This is a genomic window from gamma proteobacterium symbiont of Axiagastus rosmarus, from assembly GCF_059730925.1.
Genome location: NZ_AP035926.1, coordinates 356,999 through 378,451 on the forward strand (window position 1 = coordinate 356,999; position 21,453 = coordinate 378,451).

A 21,453-nucleotide genomic window follows, 5' to 3' on the forward strand; every position below is an offset into this window, starting at 1 on the left:
TCCATACTTGGGTCCTGTAAAATGTTAACTCTGGCAACCCAGCCAGCCTTCCCGGCCGGCAATGTGTCCGCGCACCACATGGCCCTGCGGCAGCGTACTGAGATCGTCAGGCAGCAGCTCGCTCAGCGGACAAAACCGGATGCCCTGCTGCTGCGCGCGCGTCAGCAGATCGGCAAAGGCGGGCAATCCGATGATGCCTTCGACCTCTGCGTGAATGGTATAGACCGGCGTACCGCTGGCGGCATGCATCTGCGCGAGAATAAAGTCGTTAAACCCCTCCGCGCTGACCTGCTGGCCCACCACTTCATCCCACGTTGGCAGCGTCACCGGAATTTGCACCGTGCCGAGGCTGCCATCGTTGAGGCGCGGAATGAACGGCCCGCTGCCACGACAGTCGCTGTTATAGCGAAAGCCAAACGGCTGCTTGGCATCCAGTACCCGGCTGTCGGCGCGCCAGCCTGCCACCGCAGAGCAGGTGACACTGTCACTCAAGATGGCTTCCAGCGCCGCTTTACCGCGCGCAATCTGCGCATTCAGCTGCTGTGGCGACCAGACGCCAGCCCAGGTCTGCCAGGCAAAGTGATCCCACGCATGTAACCCCACTTCATGGTGATCTGCCGTGGCGCGAATAATCGAAGCCAGCCCTTTGCCTATTTCGCGGCCCGGCCAGGCGGTACCGGCCAGTAAAATATCCCAGCCGTACAGCGAGGCCGCGCGCGAACGCAGCATTTTCCACAGAAAGCGCGGCTTCATCAGGCGCCACAGGTGGCGCCCCATGTTGTCCGGCCCGACGCTGAAGAAGAAGCTGGCCTGCAGTTGATGCAGGCTGAACTGCTGCAGCAGCGCCGGTACGCCCAGTTGCGTGCCGCGCCAGGTATCGACATCAACACGCAAACCCACTCGCTTCATGGCTTTTCCTGTAGCTCAACGGTGCGCAGGAAGAAGTCCAGCGTGTTGTCGATGGTGGTATCCATCGCCACGGTTGGCGTCCAGTCGAGCAGGCGGCGGGCATTCTTAATCGACGGCTTGCGGTGCTCCACGTCCTGATAGCCTTTGCCGTAGTAGCTGCTGCTCTCTACCTCACGGAAACCGGCAAACGGCGGGAAGCGATCGCGCAGCGGGTGGCGCTCAAAGCTGGCCAGCAGGTGTTCCGCCAGCTCTTTAATACTGGCTTCGTTCTCCGGGTTACCAATGTTAACGATCTGGCCATCGCAGTTGTTGTGCTTGTTCTCGATAATGCGGAACAGCGCTTCGATGCCGTCGCGAATATCGGTGAAACAGCGCTTCTGCGCGCCACCGTCGATCAGCTTGATCGGCGAGCCTTCTACCAGATTAAGGATCAGCTGGGTGATGGCGCGAGAACTGCCGATACGCGCGGCGTTGAGGTTATCCAGCCGCGGGCCCATCCAGTTAAACGGACGGAACAGCGTAAAGCGCAGCCCCTCTTTTTCGCCATAGGCCCACAGCACCCGGTCCAGCAGCTGTTTTGATACCGAATAGATCCAGCGCTGTTTATTGATCGGTCCGACCACCAGGTTGGAGTGATCCTCGTCGAAATGCTGATCGGTGCACATACCGTACACTTCGGAGGTCGACGGGAAAATGATGCGCTTTTTATACTTCACGCAGTCACGAATAATCTTCAGGTTCTCTTCGAAATCCAGCTCGAACACGCGCAGCGGATTACGGGTATATTCGATCGGCGTGGCGATCGCCACCAGCGGCAGCACCACGTCACATTTCTTGATGTGATACTCAATCCATTCAGAGTGGATGCTGATATCCCCTTCGACGAAGTGGAAGCGCGGTTCATCAAGGAAGCGGCTGATGGCATCGGAACCGATGTCCAGGCCATAAACCTCAAAGTTATCATCCTGCAGCAGGCGTTCGGTGAGATGGTTGCCGATAAAGCCGTTTACGCCGAGGATCAGCACCCGCGTGCGGCGTTTCACCGCAGCAACCGGCTGCGAATAAAGCAGCGCACCCGGCACCATGCCCAGACTCTGCGCCAGCTGGCTGCCGTTCATGTAAACACCGTTGTCGCTCTGCCCGGTGACCACTTCGAGCGCGCCCTCGCCGCAGGCAATCAGGAACGGCTCAACCGAGAGCACCGTGCCCGGTTTGGCGCTGGGCGCATCCTGGTGCACCCGCCCTTTCCACACCACGAATTTCACCGTGCCGGCATACGCAAACGCACCAGGCCAGGGATCGGTGACTGCACGCACCAGGTTATTCACTTTAGCCGCCGGCAGCTCCCAGTTGATGCGGCCATCCTCCGGCGTGCGGCGACCGACCACGGTCGCTTCCGCGTCGTTCTGCGGCGTGGCGGCAATCTCACCGCGCTTCATCGGCGGCAGCGCGCCTTCCAGCAACTGGCCGGCGCAGGCCACCAGCTTACGGTGCAGCGTCAGCGCATTATCCTGCGGGTCAATCGCCACGCGCTGCTGCGCCACAATGTCGCCGGCATCGGCACGTTTCACCATGCGGTGCAGCGTCACGCCAGTCTCCGTCTCACCGTTGACCAGCACCCAGTTAAGCGGCGCACGACCACGGTATTTCGGCAGCAGCGAACCGTGCAGGTTAAACGCGCCAATCCGCGCGCAGTTCAGAATGGTGTCGCTCAGCAGGGCGCGATAATAAAACGAGAAGATAAAGTCCGGCTGCATGGTGCGGATGCGATCCACCCACAGCGGATGATTAGCATCTTCCGGCGCATAAACCGGAATGCCCTGCTCAGCCGCGAGGCGTGCTACCGAAGGAAACGCATGGCTCTCCGGCGAGGTGTCCGCATGGGTGAAGATGGCACTGATTTCATAGCCTGCGTTCAGCAGCGCAGTGATGCCTGCACAGCCCATTTCGGCATAGGCGAAGACGATAGTTTTCATTGCTTAATTTCCTGTACAGACGGGGCATCTTGTTGCGGATGGATAACACGTTGAATGAAGTAGCGCGGACGGGCGCGTACGTCGTTATAAATACGACCGATGTATTCGCCCAGCAGGCCCATACCGACAAACTGCGCGCCGACAAAAATAAACAGCACGGCAAACAGCATGAACATACCGTCACCGGCCCAGCTGGCACCGAGGAACAGTCGCAGCACAATCAGGATCAGAGAAAAGGCGAAACCGGCCAGCGCGATTAAGCTGCCGACAATACTCAGCAGACGCAGCGGCGTGGTGGTCAGGCAGGTCACCAGGTCATACATCAGGTTGATCAGCTTCATGAAGCTGTATTTGGAGTCGCCAAACTCACGCTCGGCATGCGTAACCGGCAGTTCAATGGTGCGGCGCGCGAAGGTGTTCGCCAGAATCGGGATAAAGGTGCTGCGTTCGTGGCAGTTGAGCATCGCATCGACAATGTGGCGGCGATAGGCGCGCAGCATGCAGCCATAATCGCCCATCGCTTTGCCGGTCACGCGCTGAATCAGGTGGTTGATGGTTCGTGAAGCGCGGCGACGGAACCAGCTGTCCTGACGGTTCTGACGCACGGTGCCGACCACGTCGTAGCCCTGCTGCGCAGCTTTGACCAGATTGGGGATCTCTTCCGGCGGGTTTTGCAGATCGGCATCCAGCGTAATGATCACATCACCTGAAACATGGCTGAAACCGGCCATAATCGCCGAGTGTTGTCCATAGTTGCGATTCAGCAGCACGCCGACCACGTGACTGCCCGGCATATCCGCCGCATCGGCGATCATCTGCGCGGAGCGGTCGGCGCTGCCGTCATCCACCAGTAAGATTTCATAGTCAAGGCCGAGCGTGCGGCAGGCAGCGTCGGTACGGCGCACCAGCTCCGGCAGGCTCTGTTCTTCGTTGTACACCGGGATCACCACGGAGACTTTGCGAATCGGTTTTTCTTCCAGCATCTCAGGCTCCCGCAAGGTGGCGTAAGGCAGCAATCACACGCGTTACATCGTCATCGTGCATGTCGGGGAACAGGGGCAGCGAGCAGATACGTTCACTGTTCCATTCGGTGGCAGGCAGCGAGAGCTGCGGATAGCGTTCACGGTAATATTTGTGCGTATGCGCGGCGCGGAAATGCAGGCCGGTGCCGATGTCATGGATTTTCAACTGCTCCATTAGCGCATCGCGGCTAATACCGCAGCGCGCTTCGTCCACGCGAATGATAAACAGATGCCACGCATGCTGATGCGGCCACGCCGGCTGCACCAGCGGCAGCAACGGCGTATCTGTCAGCTCGTGCAAATAGCGCGCGGCGATGGCCTCGCGACGTGCATTGATGGCCGGCAACTTTTGCAGCTGCACCAGCGCAATCGCGGCGTTGATGTCTGGCAGGTTGTATTTAAAACCGGGCATGATCACTTCGGCCTGCGGTTTGCGGCCATGGGTATGGCGATCGTAGGCATCGACGCCGAGGCCGTGGAATTTCAGGCTGCGCAGGCGGTCAGCCAGCTGCGCATCATCGGTCACCACGATGCCGCCTTCGGCGCAGGTGATGTTTTTGATGGCGTGCAGCGAAAAAATTGCGGTGCCCTGCTGCCCGACGTGCCGGCCTTTGTAGTAACAACCTACCGCGTGGGCCGCATCTTCAATGAGCGGGATATTGTGCCGCGCGCTGACGGCGCGAATGGCGTCGATATCCGCCGGCGCACCGGCATAGTGAACCGGCACGATGGCGCGGGTGCGCGGCGTAATGGCCGCTTCGATCTGTTCTGCACTCACCATCAGGTTATCGCGATCTACATCGATCATCACCGGCGTCGCGCCCAGCAGCGTAATGATATTGAGCGTGGAAACCCAGGTCAGCGACGGGGTGATCACCTCGTCGCCGGGCTGGATACCCAGCGCCATCAACGTGACGTGCATGCCTGCTGTGGCAGAGCTGACAGCAATAGCGTGCTGGTTGCCGGTGAGCTGACAAAACGCCTGCTCCAGCGCAGCATTCTGCGGTCCGGTGGTAATCCAGCCCGATGCAAATACCGCCTGCACCGCGGCCAGTTCTTCCTCACCCAATGCCGGGCGCGAAAACGGAAGGAAACTCATAAGATAACCTTACTGTTGTGCCTGAAAACATGCTGAAAAATAAAACAAGCGTTATTGCCGCGCATGACAACCTGATGAAACACGCTGTAACCTTTTGTTTAAACGTTACTTAAACGAGTGCGTTTGATGTGCTGTTGTCATCTGCGCGCAACAAAACTTAAGCAGGTCTGTTTTATCGCTATAAGAAACCAAAATACGGGGGAAAACTTAACTGAACATTAAATGGCAAAGCGGCACGCTGACTTTTTTACGTGATGTTGAAGATTGGTAGAAGATTGCGCGCCGGGGCCGGAAATCAGCATCGGGCCAGACATCATTGGTCTGCTTGTCGACCCACGGCAATTAAAGTGGCTATTTTTCAATGCATTAACCGAGAGACTATACTGTCCTTAAGGTTATCCTAAGGTTAGGTGCTTATTCTTCCCTGGGATAGTGACGCCAGAGGCTGGACAGGAGAATGATGATGAGAACCGCGACTGACAGACTTTCACAGGCAGCACTGCGCCGGCATCACATTGGCGTGAAAACAAAAGGATTGCGTTTCCGCGGTGAGCTGTATGTGTTTCGCTATAACGCCGGGCATTACGACGTGTTTCGCAACAGCGAATGGGTGATGTCGCTCGCCACCAGCAATGTGCTGGAAGCCATGCAGCAGTTTAAACAGAGCCAGTAAATTCGCTGGCGCATAGATAAGGTTATTATCTGTCTCCGCTGGCGTATTGATTAGATTGTTGCCCGCCTCAGCTGGTCCATCGAATGGATTTTTGCCTGTCTTCGCATCGATTTGGTCATTGCCAGCCCGTGAAATTCACGCATCCCCGCTTATATCTCCGCTGTTCTCTGGAACCCGCTCGTAAATCCTGCTGCAAATCGCTGCAACGCCGCTTTGCTGCTCGCCACGCCGTCTCCGCCGGCGTATTGTGCCTCTCGCACACCGGCCAGGGTTGGCGACAGATCGCGGTGCGCATAAATGCGCACCCTACAGGTTTTGTAGAGTCGCCATTTATGGTGACCTGTCGTCAAACCGCACAAATCCGTAGCATCGCGATTTCGCGGTGCGCATCAATGCGCCCCCTATAGTTTTTGTAGGGTCGCCATTTATGGTGACCTGCCATCAAACAGCACAAATCCGTAGCGGCGCGATTTCGCGGTGCGCATAAATGCGCACCCTGTGAAACCTGTAGGGTCGCCATTTATGGTGACCTGTCGTCAAACCGCACAGAACTGGTAGCGGCGCGATTTATCGCGCAAACAGGTTACGCGGCACCTTTATGGCAACCTGCCGTGCAACCGGGCAAAAAATCGCCCCCACGGTAACCGCGCCATGATCTGCACGGTCGCCATTGATGGCAACCGAGAAACCCAACGCTGCATGGACAGCAGGAGAAAACCTCATGGAAATCGCTTACTGGCTGATCGGTACACTGCTGGCGCTGTGCGTCGGCAGCTTTCTCAACGTAGTCATTTATCGCCTGCCGCAGCAGGTAATGAACCCGCAACCCAGCATTACCCTGCTGTTGCCGCGCTCGCACTGTCCACACTGCCAGACCACGCTGCGGGCGATCGATATGCTACCGCTGCTGAGCTGGCTGCTATTACGCGGACGCTGTCGCTACTGCCACCACCGCGTGAGCCTGCGATACCCGCTGACGGAACTGCTTACCGCCGCGATCAGCCTGGCGCTGGCCTGGCTGCTGCCGCCCGATAGCCGCCTGCCTGCCGCCCTGCTGCTCGCCTGGATTCTGCTGGCGCTGACCCTCATCGACATTGAGCATCTGCTGTTGCCGGACGCTCTCACCCTTTCACTGCTGTGGCTTGGCCTGCTGTTCAAAGCGCTGCACTGGCTGCCCGGAACGCTGCATGACGCGGTGTTCGGCGCAGTTGCGGGATACAGCGCGCTGTGGCTAGTGGGTGGACTCTATCAGCTGATAAAAAAGCGCCCCGGCCTCGGTGGCGGAGACGCCAAACTGCTGGCTGCGCTGGGTGCCTGGCTCGGCTGGGCGCTTTTACCCTTTGTGCTGTTACTGGCTTGCACAGGCGCAATTTTGTTTGTTCTGCTGGCCCGATTAGGCTGGCAACGCGAGCTGTATCACGTGCTGCCCTTTGGTCCGTGGCTGGCACTGGCGGGCATAAGTCTTTTTATTCACACGATTATTTAATCGCCTGTTCATATCGCGGCGCTAAAATAAGTGGCCAGTTTCTGTCCAACGTCCTGATTCCTATATGAAAACAATAAACAATTCTAAACAAAATTAATCATTGTGATGTGCGTCAAAAGGCTCTATATTGGCCGCGTTTTTTGAGCCACTGATACTTTTTTGTTCAACTAGTCAATCGGCCAGCCTGTTCGAGCCCCGGTTGAAGGAGAGATATGATGACGGATAAAGTCCGTATTGATACTTTTGGTGCCAACTCATTCAACGGAAACAACGACGCATTCTTAGCCCGTCAGGCTGAGTTTGAATCAAACGTCAGGAGTTACCCGCGCAAGTTGCCTTTAGCGATTGCCAAAGCCAATGGCGTGTGGATTACGGATGTTGAAAACAAACAATATCTTGACTGTCTGGCTGGCGCAGGGACGCTGGCACTTGGTCATAACCATCCTGATGTTCTGCAGAGCATCCAAAATGTCATTACCAGCGGCTTGCCGTTACATACTCTTGATCTGACGACGCCTCTGAAAGATCAGTTCTCCGAATCTCTGCTCTCGCTGCTGCCAGGTCAGGGTAAAGAGTACTGCCTGCAGTTCACCGGTCCATCCGGTGCTGATGCCGTTGAAGCGGCGCTGAAGCTGGCGAAAAAAGTCACCGGCCGCAGCGGCGTAATCAGCTTCTCTGGCGGTTACCACGGGATGACGCACGGCGCGCTGTCCGTGACCGGCAACCTGTCGCCGAAAGAAGCGGTTGACGGCATGATGCCAGAAGTGCAGTTCATGCCTTACCCGCACCTGTACCGTTGCCCGCTGGGCCTCGGCGGCGAAGCTGGCGTGAAGGCCCTGACCTACTACTTCGAAAACCTGATCAACGACGTTGAAAGTGGCGTGCGTAAACCTGCGGCCGTGATCCTCGAAGCAGTTCAGGGTGAAGGCGGTGTGAACCCGGCGCCGGTTGAGTGGCTGCAGCGCATCCGCAAAGTGACTCAGGAACACGGCATTCTGCTGATCCTTGACGAAGTCCAGGCTGGCTTTGCCCGTACCGGTAAGTTCTTTGCCTTCGAACACGCGGGCATTGAGCCAGACATCATCGTGATGTCTAAAGCGGTGGGCGGCGGTCTGCCTCTGGCCGTGCTGGGTATCAAAAAGCAGTTTGACGCCTGGTCACCTGGCCACCACACCGGTACCTTCCGCGGCAACCAGCTGGCGATGGCAACCGGTCTGGCGACGCTGAAGATCCTGACCGAGCAGAACATCGCCGGCAAAGTGGCAGAACAGGGTGAATGGCTGAAAGCCCAGCTGAACGCGATGGCGAAACGCTTCCCGGTTATTGGTCACGTACGCGGCCTCGGGATGATGATCGGTATCGAAATCGTTAAGCCACACGAGCCAGCTGACCACATGGGCAGCTTCCCGGCCGACGGCGAACTCTCTGCACTGTTGCAGAAAAAATGCTTCGAAGCCGGTTTGATTCTGGAGCGTGGCGGTCGTCATGGTGCGGTACTGCGCCTGCTGCCATCACTGCTGATCAGCAACGAAGAGCTGGCCGTGTTCCTGGATAAATTTGAGCAGGCGCTGCTGGGCGCTGGCGTCAAACCTGTTTGACTGGAAGAGTAAATGTCTGAAGTAAACCCGATTCTGGCCGCCTCGGCCCCGAGCATTGAGGCGTACCAGCAGGCGATTGCCCAGAGCAGCGCCGCGGTTGTGCAGTGGCTGCAACAGCCTGAGATGTACCAGGGCAAAACGGTTGCCGAATTGCGCGAGCGTATCACGCTCGACTTCAATCCAAACGGCCTGGGCAACCAGGCCGCGATTGAACGTGCGATTGAATATTTCCTCAAAGACAGTCTGGCGGTGCACCATCCGCAGTGCGTTGCGCACCTGCACTGTCCGAGCCTGGTGGTAAGCCAGGCGGCTGAAGTGCTGATCAACGCCACTAATCAGAGCATGGATTCGTGGGATCAGAGCCCTTCTGCCACCATTATTGAAATCAAACTGATTGAGTGGCTGCGTGCGCAGGTTGGCTATCCGGCCGGTGATGCGGGCGTGTTCACCAGCGGCGGTACGCAGAGCAACCTGATGGGCCTGATGCTGGCACGTGACGCTTTCTATGCACGTCAGGGCCATTCCGTGCAGCAGCACGGCATCACTGGCGATCTGCGCAAGATTAAAGTGCTGTGCTCAGAAAACGCCCACTTCTCCGTGCAGAAGAACATGGCGCTGCTGGGCCACGGCTATCAGTCTGTGGTGCAGGTGAAGTCGGATCAGTTCGCCCGTATGGACGTGAATGACCTGAAAGCCAAACTGGCGCAGGCTGAAGCCAACGGCGAGCAGATCCTGGCGATCGTCGCGACGGCAGGCACCACCGATGCCGGCGCCATCGATCCGCTGCGTGAAATCGCAGCCATCGCCGCTGAGCACAACATCTGGGTGCACGTGGATGCGGCCTGGGGCGGTGCGCTGCTGCTGTCTGAAAAGTATCGTCATTACCTGGATGGTCTGGAGCTGGTGGATTCCGTCACCCTCGACTTCCACAAACAATACTTCCAGACCATCAGCTGCGGCGCGTTCCTGCTGAAAGACGCGCGTCACTATGAGCTGATGCGTTATCAGGCAGCTTACCTCAACTCCGAGTTCGATGAAGAAGCTGGCGTGCCGAACCTGGTGTCCAAATCACTGCAGACCACGCGTCGTTTCGATGCGCTGAAACTGTGGATGGGCCTGGAAGCGCTGGGTCAGAAACAGTACGCCGCGATTATCGACCACGGCGTGAGCCTGGCACAGGACGTCGCGCAGTTCGTTGAATCTGAACCACGTCTGGAGCTGGTAATGCAGCCACAGCTGGCCAGCGTGCTGTTCCGCTATCGTCCAGCCCAGCTGAGCGACAGCGCGCAGATCGCCCTGTTCAACCAGCGTATCGGCGATGCGCTGCTGGAGTCTGGCCGCGCTAACGTCGGTGTGACCGAGCATGCAGGTGTGACCTGCCTGAAGCTGACGCTGCTGAACCCGACCGTCACGCTGGAAGACATCAAGCTGCTGCTGGCGCTGGTAGAAAAAACTGCTGATCAACTGCTGAGCGCCTGATTAGGCGTGAAGTAAAAAAGCCGCTAACCGGCAACGGTTAGCGGCTTTTTTTATGGGTTACAGACTGATCGCCGCACGCTGGCTCACTGCGGAATGCGCGCAATCACCTTGATTTCAAAATCATAGCCCGCCAGCCAGTTAACGCCCACCGCCGTCCAGTTGGGATAAGGCTCATCGCCGAAGAAGCGCAGCCGTACTTCGTTCACCGTGGCGAACTGCGCTTCCGGATCGGTATGAAACGTAGTGACATCAACCACGTCATCGAAACTGCAACCGGCGGCCTTCAGCACCGCCGCGAGATTGGTAAATGCCTGATTAACCTGACGCGTGAAATCGGGCTCGGCGATGCCATCATCCCGGCTGCCCACCTGGCCGGAAACAAACAGCAGGTCGCCGGAGCGAATCGCCGCAGAGTATTTATTGATGTTGTACAACGCCTGACGGCCCGCTGGAAAAACAGCATCGCGTTTGTTCATAATCGTACTCCTGAAGATGAGAGAAGAAAGCGGGTTAGCTATGCCCGTTTTCGCTTTAACATACGCCGCGTATGTATTACTATGTTTTACATACGCGGCGTATGTCAATGCAAAATTTAAGGAACAGCGATGGCAGCCAGACGACGGGCAGACCAGGTGGAAGAGACACGCGGCAAACTGATTGCCGCTGCACGACGCGCGTTTGCGCAGAAGGGTTACAGCGAAGCGTCGATGGATGACCTCACGGCAGACGCCGGGCTGACGCGCGGTGCGCTGTATCATAATTTTGGCGACAAAAAAGGGTTATTGCAGGCGGTTATTGATCAGATCGATGGTGAGATTCTTGAGCAGATGCGCGCAGCCGGACAGCAGTATCACACTCGCTGGCACGCGTTTCTGGCGGAAGCCATTACCTATATCGAGATGTCGCTGGAGCCGGAAGTCCAGCGCATCATGCTGCTGGATGGCCCGGCGGTGCTGGGCGATCCGTCGCGCTGGCCTAATCAGACCGCCTGTCTGCGCACCACCGCCGCCATGCTGGCGGAACTGATTGAGGAAGGTACGGTGAAACCTGTCGATACCGAAGCGGCGGCGCAACTGGTCAACGGCGCCGCGCTCAATGCCGCGCTGTGGATTGCCGCTGCCGATGAGCCGGTCGCGGCGCTGCCGCGTGCGGTGCAGGCCTTCCGGCTGCTGGTTTCCGGGCTGCTGGTCAACCCGGCGTCGCATTGAGTTCGCGTATCCAGCTGAGAAACGCCTGCAGCGGTGCCGGGATCAGCCGGCGATCATTGTAATACAGCCACAGGCCGGGAAAGCTGAGCCACCAGTCGGCAAGAATCGGTTGCAGACTGCCGTTGGCCAGCGCCGGCTTCAGCCAGTCCTCAAACAGATAGACCACGCCGGCACCGGCGATGGCTGTCGACACCGTCAGCTCCATCGCCGCACCGATGCTGCAAATCAGCGGCCCCTGCGGCTGTAGTGTGATGCGTTCCGCGCCGCGGCTGAACTCCCATTCGGCCGTCACCCCGGTGGCATAACGACCATACAGACAGCGATGCTGCATCAGGTCGCGCGGATGCTGCGGCGTACCGTAAGCCGCCAGATAGGCCGGCGCCGCGGCCGCGGCAAAGCGCTGCACGCGCGGACCAATCGGCAGCGCCACCATATCCTGTTCCAGATGATCGTCGTAACGGATACCGGCATCGCAGCTGTCGCGAAAAATGTCCTGCACATTACTCTCCGCCACAATCTCCAGCCGGATGTCGGGATAGCGCTGCAGAAATCCCGGCACAATCGCCGGTAATACCAGCCGCGCCGCGCTGACCGGCACGTTCAGCCGCAGCGTGCCGCCCGGCGTGTCACGGAACGTGTTCAGGGCATCCAGCGCCGCATCCACTTCGTTCATGGCGGGCAGCAGCCGTGACATCAAAGCCCGGCCCGCTTCGGTCAGTACCACCGTTCGCGTAGTGCGATTGAACAGCCGAACGCCCAGTTGCTGTTCGGCGCGCCGCACCGCATCACTCAAACGCGACGGATTGCTGCCGCTCATGCGCGCCGCCTCGCGAAATCCACCGGCTTTTGCCACCGCCACTACCGCATGCAGCAATGCCATATCCAGCGCCATTGTGCGTCACTCCGTACAGTCTGTCCTGATTTACACGGATAGTCGCACAGCACCGTTGTGATTACAATTTAAACACTATCCGATAAAGGAGGTTTACATGTCACAGGCTACCACCACTTACACACTGGGCGACCGTCAGGTTGCCCGTCTCGGCTACGGTGCCATGCAGCTGGCCGGTCCCGGCGTATTTGGCCCGCCAAAAGATGAGGCCCGCGCGTTACAGGTGCTGCGCGATGCCGTGGCTGCCGGTGTGAATCACATCGACACCAGTGATTTTTACGGCCCGCACATCACCAATCAGCTGATCAAAAAAGCGCTCTATCCTTACCCCGACGATCTGGTGCTGGTGACCAAAGTGGGTGCCCGACGTGATGCCAAAGGCGGCTGGCTGCCCGCCAGCACGCCGGAGGAACTGACGCAGGCAGTTGAAGATAACCTGCGTAATCTGGGGCTCGACGTGCTGGAGGTAGTCAATTTACGCTCGATGCTGAGCGTTCATGGGCCAGCAGAAGGATCGCTGGAGCCGCAAATCGAGGCGATGATTAAGTTGCAACAACGTGGCCTGATTCGGCACATTGGCCTGAGCAACGTGACTGCCAGTCAGGTGGCGCAGGCACAGCAGATGACGCCGATTGCCTGCGTACAGAATCTGTATAACCTCGCCAATCGTCAGGATGAGGCGCTGATCGACCAGCTGGCCGCACAGGGCATTCCCTACGTGCCGTTCTTTCCGCTCGGCGGTTTTTCGCCACTGCAGTCGGAACAGCTCAGCGCGGTGGCCAGCACGCTCAACGCCAGTACGCTGCAGGTGGCGCTCGCCTGGCTGTTGCAGCGCTCAGATAATATTCTGCTGATTCCCGGCACCTCCTCGCCGCAGCATCTGCAGCAAAATCTGGCCAGCGCGGCGCTGACGCTTAGCCCGGAGGTGGTTGCGCAACTGGACAGCATTGGCCGGGCGTAAGGCACACGCCGGGGCTATCCCCGCCCGGCGATGCCCGCTTCTATCAGGCAGGCTTTGAGCACACCAAACGCATCCTGGCACTGGCGCTCATCCACGCAGGCGTAACCGAGCAGCAGACCGCGTCGCTCCTGCGGATGCATATAGTATTGCGACAGCGGCCGCACCTTCACGCCGCGTCGCAGCGCCAGCGCGGCAATCGCCACATCATCACAGCCCGGGGGCAGATTCAGCACCAGATGCAGCCCGGCTTCATGATTGACCACCGGCATGAATGCCGCGCCCAGGTAGCGTTCAATCAGCGTCATCATAAAGCGCCGGCGCTGACTGTAGAGTTTGCGCATGCGGCGGATGTGCGTCATGTAGTGGCCTTTCTGGATGAATTCCGCCAGCGCGCGCTGCACCAGCAGATGGCCGCCGCGATAGAGTTCGGCCGCCGCCACGCGCAGCGGCTGCGCCAGCGCTTTCGGCACCACCAGATAGCCGAGGCGCAGTGCGGGATAGAGCGTTTTACTGAAGGTGCCCATGTAGATCACTGGCGCATCTGGCTCAAAGCCCTGCAACGACGGAAATGGCTGGCCGGCGAAGCGAAATTCGCTGTCATAGTCATCTTCCACCAGCCAGCTTTTGTGTTTGCGCGCCAGGTCGAGCAGTTGCCTGCGCCGCTCCAGACTGAGATGCACACCCAGCGGATACTGGTGTGACGGTGTCACAAAAATCATCTTCGGCGCTTTGCTGCGCGGTGCCAGCTCCGGGATAATGCCCTGTTCATCCACCGCTTTGGCCTGAATTTTTAGTCCGTTAATGCGTAACAGGTTGCGTGTGCCCCAGTAACCTGGCTCCTCGATCCACACCGGATCGCCCGCGTCGCACAGTACGCGCGTCACCAGATCCACCGCCTGATGAATGCCTTCGGTAATGATAATTTGATCGGCGTCGGCACGCACCGAGCGCGCCACGCTAAGATACTCAGCCAGCGCCTGGCGCAGCTGCGGACAGCCGCCGTTGCTGCTGTAAATCAGCCGCTCGATGTCAGGTTCGCGATTCAGGCGCGACTGAATCTGGCTAAATAACTTATGCGGAAACTCACGCACATCCGGCGCGCCGGGCACAAACGCACCCCACTGATAAGGCGAGGCATTGGCGTGACCGAGCAGCGTGGCGCCGCGTTTTGAAATCGCCGCTGGTTTACTCATCAGGGGTTCACTGAGCGGCAGCGCCGGCGTGCTGTTGAGGCTCCCTTCCGGCAGGTTTTCTGCAATCCAGGTGCCGCTGCCGGTGCGCGCGCTGACATATCCCTGCGCGACCAGATTTTCATAGACGTTGAGCACCGTATTACGCGACACCGCCAGCTCGCGCGCTAAATCACGCGTCGCCGGCAGGCGTGAGCCGCGCGGGAAAATGCCCTCTACAATCGCCGCCTGCATGCAGTGCAGCAGGCGCTGCTGCAGCGTGCCTTCCGCGACAAACTGTAGTCGTTCCAATACATGATCGGCGTACAAACTCCGCAATTGGCTCCATCCTTCTCAGTGAAATTGGCTCTGGCAACCGCGCTCAGTGCAGGCATAAATAAGCGTGTTTGTCGTGATTTGTAAAGACGCTTATCGCTAAGGAAAGGTTATGGAAGGTAAAAACAGCCAGTTGCAACAACGCAAAGATGACGCGCTGCCGCGCGGCACCGGTAATCTTTGTCAGTGGTATGTCGATCAGGCCGAAAACGCCACGCTGCGTGATGTTGAGGGCAATAGCTGGATTGATTTCGCCGGCGGCATCGCGGTGCTCAACACCGGCCACCGTCATCCGCGCATCGTGCAGGCCATTGCCGATCAGTTAGCAAAATTCACCCATACCGCATTCCAGGTCACGCCGTATGAGAGCTATGTGGCGCTGGCGGAACGCATCAATCAGCGGGTGCCAATTGCCGGTAAAGCCAAAACCGCCTTTTTCACCACCGGCGCTGAAGCGGTAGAGAATGCGGTTAAAGTGGCGCGCGCCGCTACCCGTCGGCACGGCATCATCACCTTCGGTAACGCCTTTCACGGCCGCACCTTCATGACCATGGCGATGACCGGCAAAGTGGCACCTTACAAGCGCGATTTTGGCCCGATGCCGGCCTCGGTGTTTCACGCCCGCTACCCTAACGCGGTCACCGGCATCAGCGTTGAGGACGCTATCGCCAGCCTGCACGATCTGTTCAGCCACGACATCGCGCCGCAGGATGTGGCCGCCATCGTACTGGAACCGGTGCAGGGCGAAGGCGGTTTCCACATCGCGCCGGCGGCGTTTCTTACGCAGCTACGTGCACTGGCCGATGAGCACGGCATCCTGCTGATTGCCGATGAGGTTCAGAGCGGATTTGCCCGCACCGGCAAGCTGTTTGCCATGGAGCACTACAGCGTGCAGCCCGATCTCATCACCATGGCGAAAAGTCTGGCGGGCGGTATGCCGCTGTCGGCGGTGAGCGGTCGTGCTGACATCATGGATGCGCCCGGTCCGGGCGGGCTGGGCGGTACTTACGCCGGCAATCCGCTATCGATTGCCGCCGCGCATGCGGTGCTGGATGTCATCGACGAAGAACAGCTGTGCCAGCGCGCCAGCGACCTGGGCGCGACGCTGAGCGAACTGCTGCACCGCGCGCGCCGCGCTAACGCGTCGATTACCGACGTGCGTGCGCTGGGCTCAATGGTAGCCGTGGAGTTTGCCAGCGCGCAGCAGGCGCAGGCGCTGCAGCAACAGGCGATGGCGCGCGGTCTGCTGCTGCTGACCTGTGGCCCGCAGGGTAACGTGATCCGCTTCCTCTATCCGCTCACCATTCCGGATACCCAGTTCCGCCAGGCGCTGGATATTCTCGACAGCCTGCTCAGCCAGCCTTAGCGTTCCACCCATTGTCCGATCGCTTGCCTGCCGCGCGCAGGCAAGTTTCACCTGCATAACAGGCGGGGTCTGCCCTGCCTGAGAGACGATCTGGAGAGATATTGATGACTGCTCAGAATGCCGATGTACTGGCACAAAGCCTGAAACCCCGCCACGTGCGCATGCTGTCGATTGCCGGTGTGATTGGCGCCGGGCTGTTCGTCGGTTCCGGCCATGCGATTGCCGAAGCCGGGCCGGCGGTGCTGCTGGCCTATATCGCCGCCGGCGCGCTGGTGGTGCTGATTATGCGCATGCTGGCGGAGATGGCGGTCGCCTCACCGGACTCCGGTTCCTTCTCCACCTACGCCGACAAATCCCTTGGCCGCTGGGCCGGCTTTAGCATCGGCTGGCTTTACTGGTGGTTCTGGGTACTGGTGATCCCGCTGGAGGCCAACGCCGCCGGCACCATTCTGCACGGCTGGTTCCCGCAGGTGGCGGTGTGGGAATACACGCTGGCGATCACCAGCTTCCTGACCATCAGCAACCTGTTCAGCGTGAAAAACTACGGTGAGTTTGAGTTCTGGTTCGCGCTGCTGAAAGTGGTGGCTATCGTCGCCTTTCTTTGTGCCGGCAGCCTGGCGCTGTTTGGCCTGCTGCCCGGCAGCAGCACGCAGGGTATTTCACACCTGTACGACACTCACGGCTTCATGCCTAACGGTATCAGTGCCGTGCTCGCCGCCATTCTTACCACCATGTTCTCTTTCATGGGCACGGAAATCGTCACCATTGCCGCCGCCGAATCTAACGAACCGCGCAAGCAAATCACCCACGCCACCAACTCGGTGATCTGGCGTATCGCGCTGTTTTATCTGCTGTCGATCTTTCTGGTGGTGGCGCTGGTGCCGTGGAATACGCCGTCGCTGATGAAAGCCGGGTCTTACCAGACGGCGATGGAGATGATGAACGTGCCGTATGCCCGGCAGATTGTCGATGTGGTGGTGCTGATCGCGGTATGCAGCTGTCTTAATTCTGCGCTTTATACCGCGTCGCGCATGCTCTATTCCCTGTCGCGTCGTCAGGATGCGCCAGCGGCGGCCTCGCGCACCACGCGCAGCGGCACGCCGTGGGTCGCAGTGCTGATGTCTACCGCCGCAGCATTTCTGGCGGTGATCGCCAACTATCTGGCGCCGAGCGCGGTGTTTGAGTTCCTGCTGGCCAGCTCCGGCGCCATTGCGCTGCTGGTTTATCTGGTCATTGCCGCTTCGCATCTGGTGCTGCGGAAAAAGCGCGAGGCGCGCGGCGAGCAGCTCAGCTATCGCATGTGGCTGTTCCCGGGTCTGACGTGGGCCACCATGGTGTTCATCGTTGGCGTACTGACGTCAATGCTGTTCAATGCGCAGCATCGTTCCGAAATTATCGCCACCGGGCTGTTAACGCTGCTGGTGCTGGTCGCCAGCCAGATAGTGCACCGCAAGCGCGCGGCGCGTAAAAACAGCGAGGAGATGGTAGCGCTGCGTTCGTAACGCTCGCCATGACGGGCACGGAAGCCCGCCGTTACTGCACATCAATACTGATCGACTCATCCGCCACGTTAATCGTCACGGTGCAGTGCGTCCACACCGGCTGCCCTTCAGTCATCTCATGTTCGATAAAGTATTGCTGAAAGTCTTTCAGCGCGGCACTGAGATCGCCAATCGCGCGCGCGTCCGGCTCGAACCAGTCCGGTTCGCCGTTTTCATCAAGGTAGTTAAACTGAAACTGCCCGCCCTCCTCATCGGCAAACAGCTCCGCCTGCACCACCAGCACCTGCGCACCGTCGGGGCCACAGCTGAAAATGATCTGGCCAATGCGGCGATAAAGGTCTTCGTATTGCATAGGGAGAACTCCTGTAAGATGCGGGACGCGCGACAGCGCCGCGGCGGCATTCATCTCAGCCAATGTCTTGACATTATGTCTGAGGATCAGAGAATGAACGCCTGCGAATAACGGACTACAAGAAACGGAGTTTATCATAGCCTGTTCAGCGCGTTACCTCTCTGTTACCCACATTAAACGCGTCGCCCGTCTGCTGTCTGCCGTGCTGTTGCTGGCCAGCTGCGCCTCGGAGCCGCCAAAATCGCTGGTCACCCCGTTTCCGTCGCCGACCAAACCGCCTGTTCCGGCTAAACCCGCAGCGCAGGCTGAACCAGTGCGCGGCGTCTGGCTCACTACGGTGTCGCGCCTCGACTGGCCGCCAATATCCTCCGTTACAGCCAGCCCGGCGCTGCGCATTCGCCAGCAGCAGCAGGCACTGACGGCCAAACTGGATAAGCTGCACAGCCTGGGGATCAACACGGTGTTTTTCCAGGTGAAGCCCGATGGCACCGCGCTGTGGCGTTCGCGTATCCTGCCATGGTCCGATACCCTGACCGGCAACATCGGGCAGGATCCGGGTTACGATCCGCTGCAATTTATCCTCGACGAGGCGCACAAACGCGGTATGAAGGTGCATGCGTGGTTTAATCCTTACCGCGTGTCGACCAATACCAAACCTGCGACTGTGACGGCGTTAAACAACACGCTCCAGCTGCAGCCGGCCAGCGTGTTTGTGCTGCATCGCGACTGGATCCGCACCGCCAGCGACCGCTTCGTGCTCGATCCGGGCATTCCGGCGGCGCGCGACTGGATCACCAGCATCGTGGCGGAAGTGGTGTCAAACTACGCCATTGATGGCGTTCAGTTCGATGACTATTTCTACACCGAAACCGCGGCATCGCCGCTCAATGACAGCGCCACCTTCCGCCAGTACGGCGCGGGCTTTGCCAGCAAAGCCGACTGGCGGCGGCACAATACCCAGCTGCTGATCGAACAGGTTTCCCACACGATTAAACAGCTCAAGCCGGGCGTTGAGTTCGGCGTCAGTCCGGCGGGCGTATGGCGTAATCTGTCGCACGATGCAGCCGGCTCCGATACGCGCGGTGCGGCGGCTTATGATGAAGCTTATGCAGACACGCGCCGCTGGGTGCAGCTTGGCCTGCTGGATTACATCGCGCCGCAGTTGTACTGGCCGTTTGCCCGCCAGGCTGCGCGCTATGACGTCCTGGCGCGCTGGTGGGCCAATGTGGTACAGCCAACGCACACCCGGCTGTACATTGGCGTGGCGCTGTATAAGGTGGGTGAAGCTTCAAAAAGTGAGCCGGACTGGACGGTTCAGGGCGGCGTTCCCGAACTGAAAAAACAGCTCGATCTGAATGAATCGCTGCCGCACATCGACGGCACCATTCTGTTTCGCGAAGATTACCTTAATCAGCCGCAGACGCAGCAGGCAGTCGATTATTTACGTCAGCGCTGGGGAAAATGATTTATTCAGGCCAGCAGAGGAATACTGCTGGCCTGAAGCGTTAGCGCGGGTTATCCGGATCGAGTAATTCAATACTGCGCGGCACGCCGTTCACGCGGACTTTCAGAAAACGGCGGGTGATCCACTTCCCCACGGCATCCTGCTCCTGCCGTTCAAAAAACGGCCCACGCAGCAGCAGTTCCTTATTATTGTTGTAACCAAAGCCGACATCTTTATTGCCCACCCAGTGCTGCTCAAAGGCGACGACCGGCTGGTTATCCAGTGCCGTGGCTTCTTCCGCACTGCAGGCGGTAAAACTTTTGCGGAAAATAAAACACTGACCGGACTGATAGCGATCGCGCCCGTTGGTTTCCACCAGCGCAATTGAGAAGCCGGTATAGGCCGGAATTTTAACGTACAGTTTGGTGTGTGCGCCTTTGCCCTCAATATGCACCTTAATTACGGGTGAGGAGCCTTCGCTGTGCCAGCTGCCAATGGTGTTATCGTCGTTGCGCGCCTGCAGATAAATATGCGCCACGCCCTCCGGTGTCCGGTAGCTGTAATCGGTTTGCGTTTCCGACTGGGAAACATACTGCGCGCTGCCGAGAATGCGAACGTGAATTTGTGAGGTAGCGTCGGAAAAATTAAATTCGCCGACGTAAAACCATTTCGCGTCTTTGCCACGGTTATCCATGTGATGCTGCGAGGTAGTGAAGTCATAACTCAGCGATCCCTGAATGATCGCGCCAAGATCGGAAATCTCCATCACGCCACGATCGCCTTCCGCCAGCAGCGTCCATGGCTCAATACCCTCTTTGCTGAAGTCAAAGCCCGCGCTATCGCGGTGCACGCTTTTCTGAATAATCATCGCGCGGCAGTAGCCCATTTTCATGGGATTTTGCGTCGATTCAATCACCAGCCCTTCAATGGTCCACTGACCATTGGTGAGATCGCCGGCAAATTCGGAGTGCTCGATCCAGCCATTGCGAATAAACGATTGCGTGCAGCGCGGCAGATCGAACACCGGCTGTCTGGTGCTGCGCTGCAAATTAAAGTTGGAGAGTTCAATGGCGGTCGAATGATCCCAGGCACCCTGTTCCCGATCGGACCAGCGCGCATAGACAATACTGCCCTGACAGCCACGTGAATAAAACTGGTCGATTTTACAGTCCAGCGTATCAATCAGTTCCAGTGCCCGCCCGCCGAGGTAGCGAAACTCCATACTGCTGACGCGCAGAAACTGGCCACCGATAATACTGTTGGTAAAGAAGCCGACATTATTAAACGCCGTGCCGCCGTCTTCGCCGCTGTCAGAACTCATGCCTTTCACCACAAAGCCGGAGATCTCCACATAGCGTGCGCGCACGCTAAAGAAATGAGTTTTGCGCGGTTTCGGTCCCCAGTTAAATTTCAGCGTGGTGGTGGGGAAATAACCGAAGTTGACCGGCGCGCCGGAAATTTTAAAGCGGTTAATCTCTCTGTCGCTGCCCAGCACTTCCGCTAAATCAAAGCCGGACAGGCTGAACTCACCGGCGGTAAAGCGAATGCCCGCGGAGGGTAAAACACGCTGAGACCATTTAAACATTCGGATCACCGCATCAATACAATCGGTGGTGCCATCGGCTATCGCGCCAAAATCCACCACCGTGACCGCGCTATAATCGAGGACCACTCTTTTCCAGCGCTTTTTACCGGACGTCACGAAATTCAGCCCGCCGTCATCGGGCGTGCTGTTGTCGGTGGCATCGTAGACAAACACGCCGCCGCCCATCCGACTGCCACGGCTGTATTCCAGCACCGACGCAATTTCGCCAATCGAAACAGGTTCCTGTTTACGTAAATCGTCAATGGTATGTAATTGAATCACCGTCCCGGTGGCAGATGGTGTGGTAGTGCTGGTGGTGCCAGATGTATTCGCCATGGTGTTCCCCATAAATTATTAACGTAATACGACAGAGCATCAGCAGTATAAGTGATTGAA

The 21,453-nt window shown here is 58.4% G+C and carries 18 protein-coding genes; 9 read left to right on the forward strand and 9 right to left on the reverse strand.

The window, feature by feature from the left end:
* Nucleotides 1-24: 24 nt before the first annotated feature.
* From arnD to arnB, 4 genes are read right to left on the reverse strand one after another with little or no spacing between them, the layout of a single operon-like run.
* Nucleotides 25-909: a 4-deoxy-4-formamido-L-arabinose-phosphoundecaprenol deformylase gene (gene arnD / locus AC6I8F_RS21005; protein WP_283342317.1), complete on the reverse strand. Its 885-nt coding sequence runs from the start codon at nucleotides 907-909 to the stop codon at nucleotides 25-27.
* The gene (arnA, locus tag AC6I8F_RS21010; RefSeq protein ID WP_211724641.1) at nucleotides 906-2,885 is read right to left on the reverse strand and encodes a bifunctional UDP-4-amino-4-deoxy-L-arabinose formyltransferase/UDP-glucuronic acid oxidase ArnA; all 1,980 of its coding nucleotides are present in this window, start codon (nucleotides 2,883-2,885) and stop codon (nucleotides 906-908) included. The genes arnD and arnA overlap by 4 nt, the downstream gene beginning before the upstream one ends.
* Nucleotides 2,882-3,868, reverse strand: coding sequence for an undecaprenyl-phosphate 4-deoxy-4-formamido-L-arabinose transferase (gene arnC, locus AC6I8F_RS21015; RefSeq protein ID WP_498028821.1), 987 nt, complete (start codon nucleotides 3,866-3,868; stop codon nucleotides 2,882-2,884). Before arnC ends, arnA begins: the two co-directional genes overlap by 4 nt.
* A 1-nt stretch (nucleotide 3,869) precedes the next feature.
* Nucleotides 3,870-5,006 carry a UDP-4-amino-4-deoxy-L-arabinose aminotransferase gene (gene arnB / locus AC6I8F_RS21020; RefSeq protein WP_498028822.1) on the reverse strand — a complete coding sequence of 379 codons (1,137 nt, stop codon included), beginning with the start codon at nucleotides 5,004-5,006 and terminating at the stop codon, nucleotides 3,870-3,872.
* Between the two features lie 457 nt (nucleotides 5,007-5,463).
* Between arnB and AC6I8F_RS21025 the strand changes: the two genes are divergently transcribed.
* The 4 genes from AC6I8F_RS21025 to AC6I8F_RS21040 all read left to right on the forward strand — a co-directional run bounded on the left by AC6I8F_RS21025 (nucleotide 5,464) and on the right by AC6I8F_RS21040 (nucleotide 10,242).
* Entirely contained in the window at nucleotides 5,464-5,679 is a 216-nt protein-coding gene (locus AC6I8F_RS21025; protein ID WP_227746467.1) for a hypothetical protein, read from the forward strand.
* A 721-nt stretch (nucleotides 5,680-6,400) separates the two neighbouring features.
* Nucleotides 6,401-7,165 carry a prepilin peptidase gene (locus AC6I8F_RS21030; protein WP_262264983.1) on the forward strand — a complete coding sequence of 255 codons (765 nt, stop codon included), beginning with the start codon at nucleotides 6,401-6,403 and terminating at the stop codon, nucleotides 7,163-7,165.
* A gap of 215 nt (nucleotides 7,166-7,380) precedes the next feature.
* Nucleotides 7,381-8,763, forward strand: coding sequence for a diaminobutyrate--2-oxoglutarate transaminase (locus AC6I8F_RS21035; RefSeq protein ID WP_176428146.1), 1,383 nt, complete (start codon nucleotides 7,381-7,383; stop codon nucleotides 8,761-8,763).
* A gap of 12 nt (nucleotides 8,764-8,775) precedes the next feature.
* Entirely contained in the window at nucleotides 8,776-10,242 is a 1,467-nt protein-coding gene (locus AC6I8F_RS21040) for a pyridoxal phosphate-dependent decarboxylase family protein (protein WP_058770207.1), read from the forward strand.
* Between the two features lie 83 nt (nucleotides 10,243-10,325).
* Here AC6I8F_RS21040 and AC6I8F_RS21045 read toward each other — a convergent pair whose 3' ends face one another.
* Nucleotides 10,326-10,718: a RidA family protein gene (locus AC6I8F_RS21045; protein ID WP_282954400.1), complete on the reverse strand. Its 393-nt coding sequence runs from the start codon at nucleotides 10,716-10,718 to the stop codon at nucleotides 10,326-10,328.
* Nucleotides 10,719-10,847: 129 nt separating this feature from the next.
* Here AC6I8F_RS21045 and AC6I8F_RS21050 point away from each other — a divergent pair, with 129 nt between their 5' ends.
* Nucleotides 10,848-11,450 (forward strand): TetR/AcrR family transcriptional regulator, encoded by a 603-nt coding sequence (locus tag AC6I8F_RS21050; RefSeq protein ID WP_132463926.1) that lies wholly within the window; start codon nucleotides 10,848-10,850, stop codon nucleotides 11,448-11,450.
* On the opposite strand, the gene AC6I8F_RS21055 is transcribed toward AC6I8F_RS21050, so the two are convergent.
* On the reverse strand, nucleotides 11,431-12,342 hold the full coding sequence (locus AC6I8F_RS21055) for a LysR substrate-binding domain-containing protein (RefSeq protein ID WP_021509092.1): 912 nt from the start codon (nucleotides 12,340-12,342) through the stop codon (nucleotides 11,431-11,433). The genes AC6I8F_RS21050 and AC6I8F_RS21055 overlap by 20 nt on opposite strands.
* A gap of 97 nt (nucleotides 12,343-12,439) precedes the next feature.
* Between AC6I8F_RS21055 and AC6I8F_RS21060 the strand changes: the two genes are divergently transcribed.
* Nucleotides 12,440-13,303 carry an aldo/keto reductase family oxidoreductase gene (locus tag AC6I8F_RS21060; protein WP_058759127.1) on the forward strand — a complete coding sequence of 288 codons (864 nt, stop codon included), beginning with the start codon at nucleotides 12,440-12,442 and terminating at the stop codon, nucleotides 13,301-13,303.
* A 14-nt stretch (nucleotides 13,304-13,317) separates the two neighbouring features.
* Here the strand turns inward: AC6I8F_RS21060 and pdxR are convergent, their stop codons facing one another.
* Nucleotides 13,318-14,811 (reverse strand): MocR-like pyridoxine biosynthesis transcription factor PdxR, encoded by a 1,494-nt coding sequence (gene pdxR, locus AC6I8F_RS21065; RefSeq protein WP_215787765.1) that lies wholly within the window; start codon nucleotides 14,809-14,811, stop codon nucleotides 13,318-13,320.
* 109 nt (nucleotides 14,812-14,920) lie between these two features.
* Here pdxR and gabT point away from each other — a divergent pair, with 109 nt between their 5' ends.
* Both gabT and gabP read left to right on the forward strand, forming a co-directional pair.
* Complete coding sequence (gene gabT / locus AC6I8F_RS21070; RefSeq protein WP_498010324.1) at nucleotides 14,921-16,174, forward strand: 4-aminobutyrate--2-oxoglutarate transaminase; 1,254 nt, start codon at nucleotides 14,921-14,923, stop codon at nucleotides 16,172-16,174.
* A 104-nt stretch (nucleotides 16,175-16,278) separates the two neighbouring features.
* Nucleotides 16,279-17,676 (forward strand): GABA permease, encoded by a 1,398-nt coding sequence (gene gabP, locus AC6I8F_RS21075; protein WP_498028823.1) that lies wholly within the window; start codon nucleotides 16,279-16,281, stop codon nucleotides 17,674-17,676.
* A gap of 31 nt (nucleotides 17,677-17,707) precedes the next feature.
* Here gabP and AC6I8F_RS21080 read toward each other — a convergent pair whose 3' ends face one another.
* Nucleotides 17,708-18,028: a hypothetical protein gene (locus tag AC6I8F_RS21080; protein ID WP_058759124.1), complete on the reverse strand. Its 321-nt coding sequence runs from the start codon at nucleotides 18,026-18,028 to the stop codon at nucleotides 17,708-17,710.
* 172 nt (nucleotides 18,029-18,200) lie between these two features.
* Here AC6I8F_RS21080 and AC6I8F_RS21085 point away from each other — a divergent pair, with 172 nt between their 5' ends.
* A complete protein-coding gene (locus tag AC6I8F_RS21085) occupies nucleotides 18,201-19,493 on the forward strand; it encodes a glycoside hydrolase family 10-like protein (protein ID WP_264252032.1) in 1,293 nt (430 codons plus the stop codon).
* 40 nt (nucleotides 19,494-19,533) lie between these two features.
* Here the strand turns inward: AC6I8F_RS21085 and AC6I8F_RS21090 are convergent, their stop codons facing one another.
* Nucleotides 19,534-21,393, reverse strand: a complete 1,860-nt coding sequence (locus AC6I8F_RS21090; protein WP_275029297.1) for a putative phage tail protein — start codon at nucleotides 21,391-21,393, stop codon at nucleotides 19,534-19,536.
* Nucleotides 21,394-21,453: the final 60 nt, after the last annotated feature.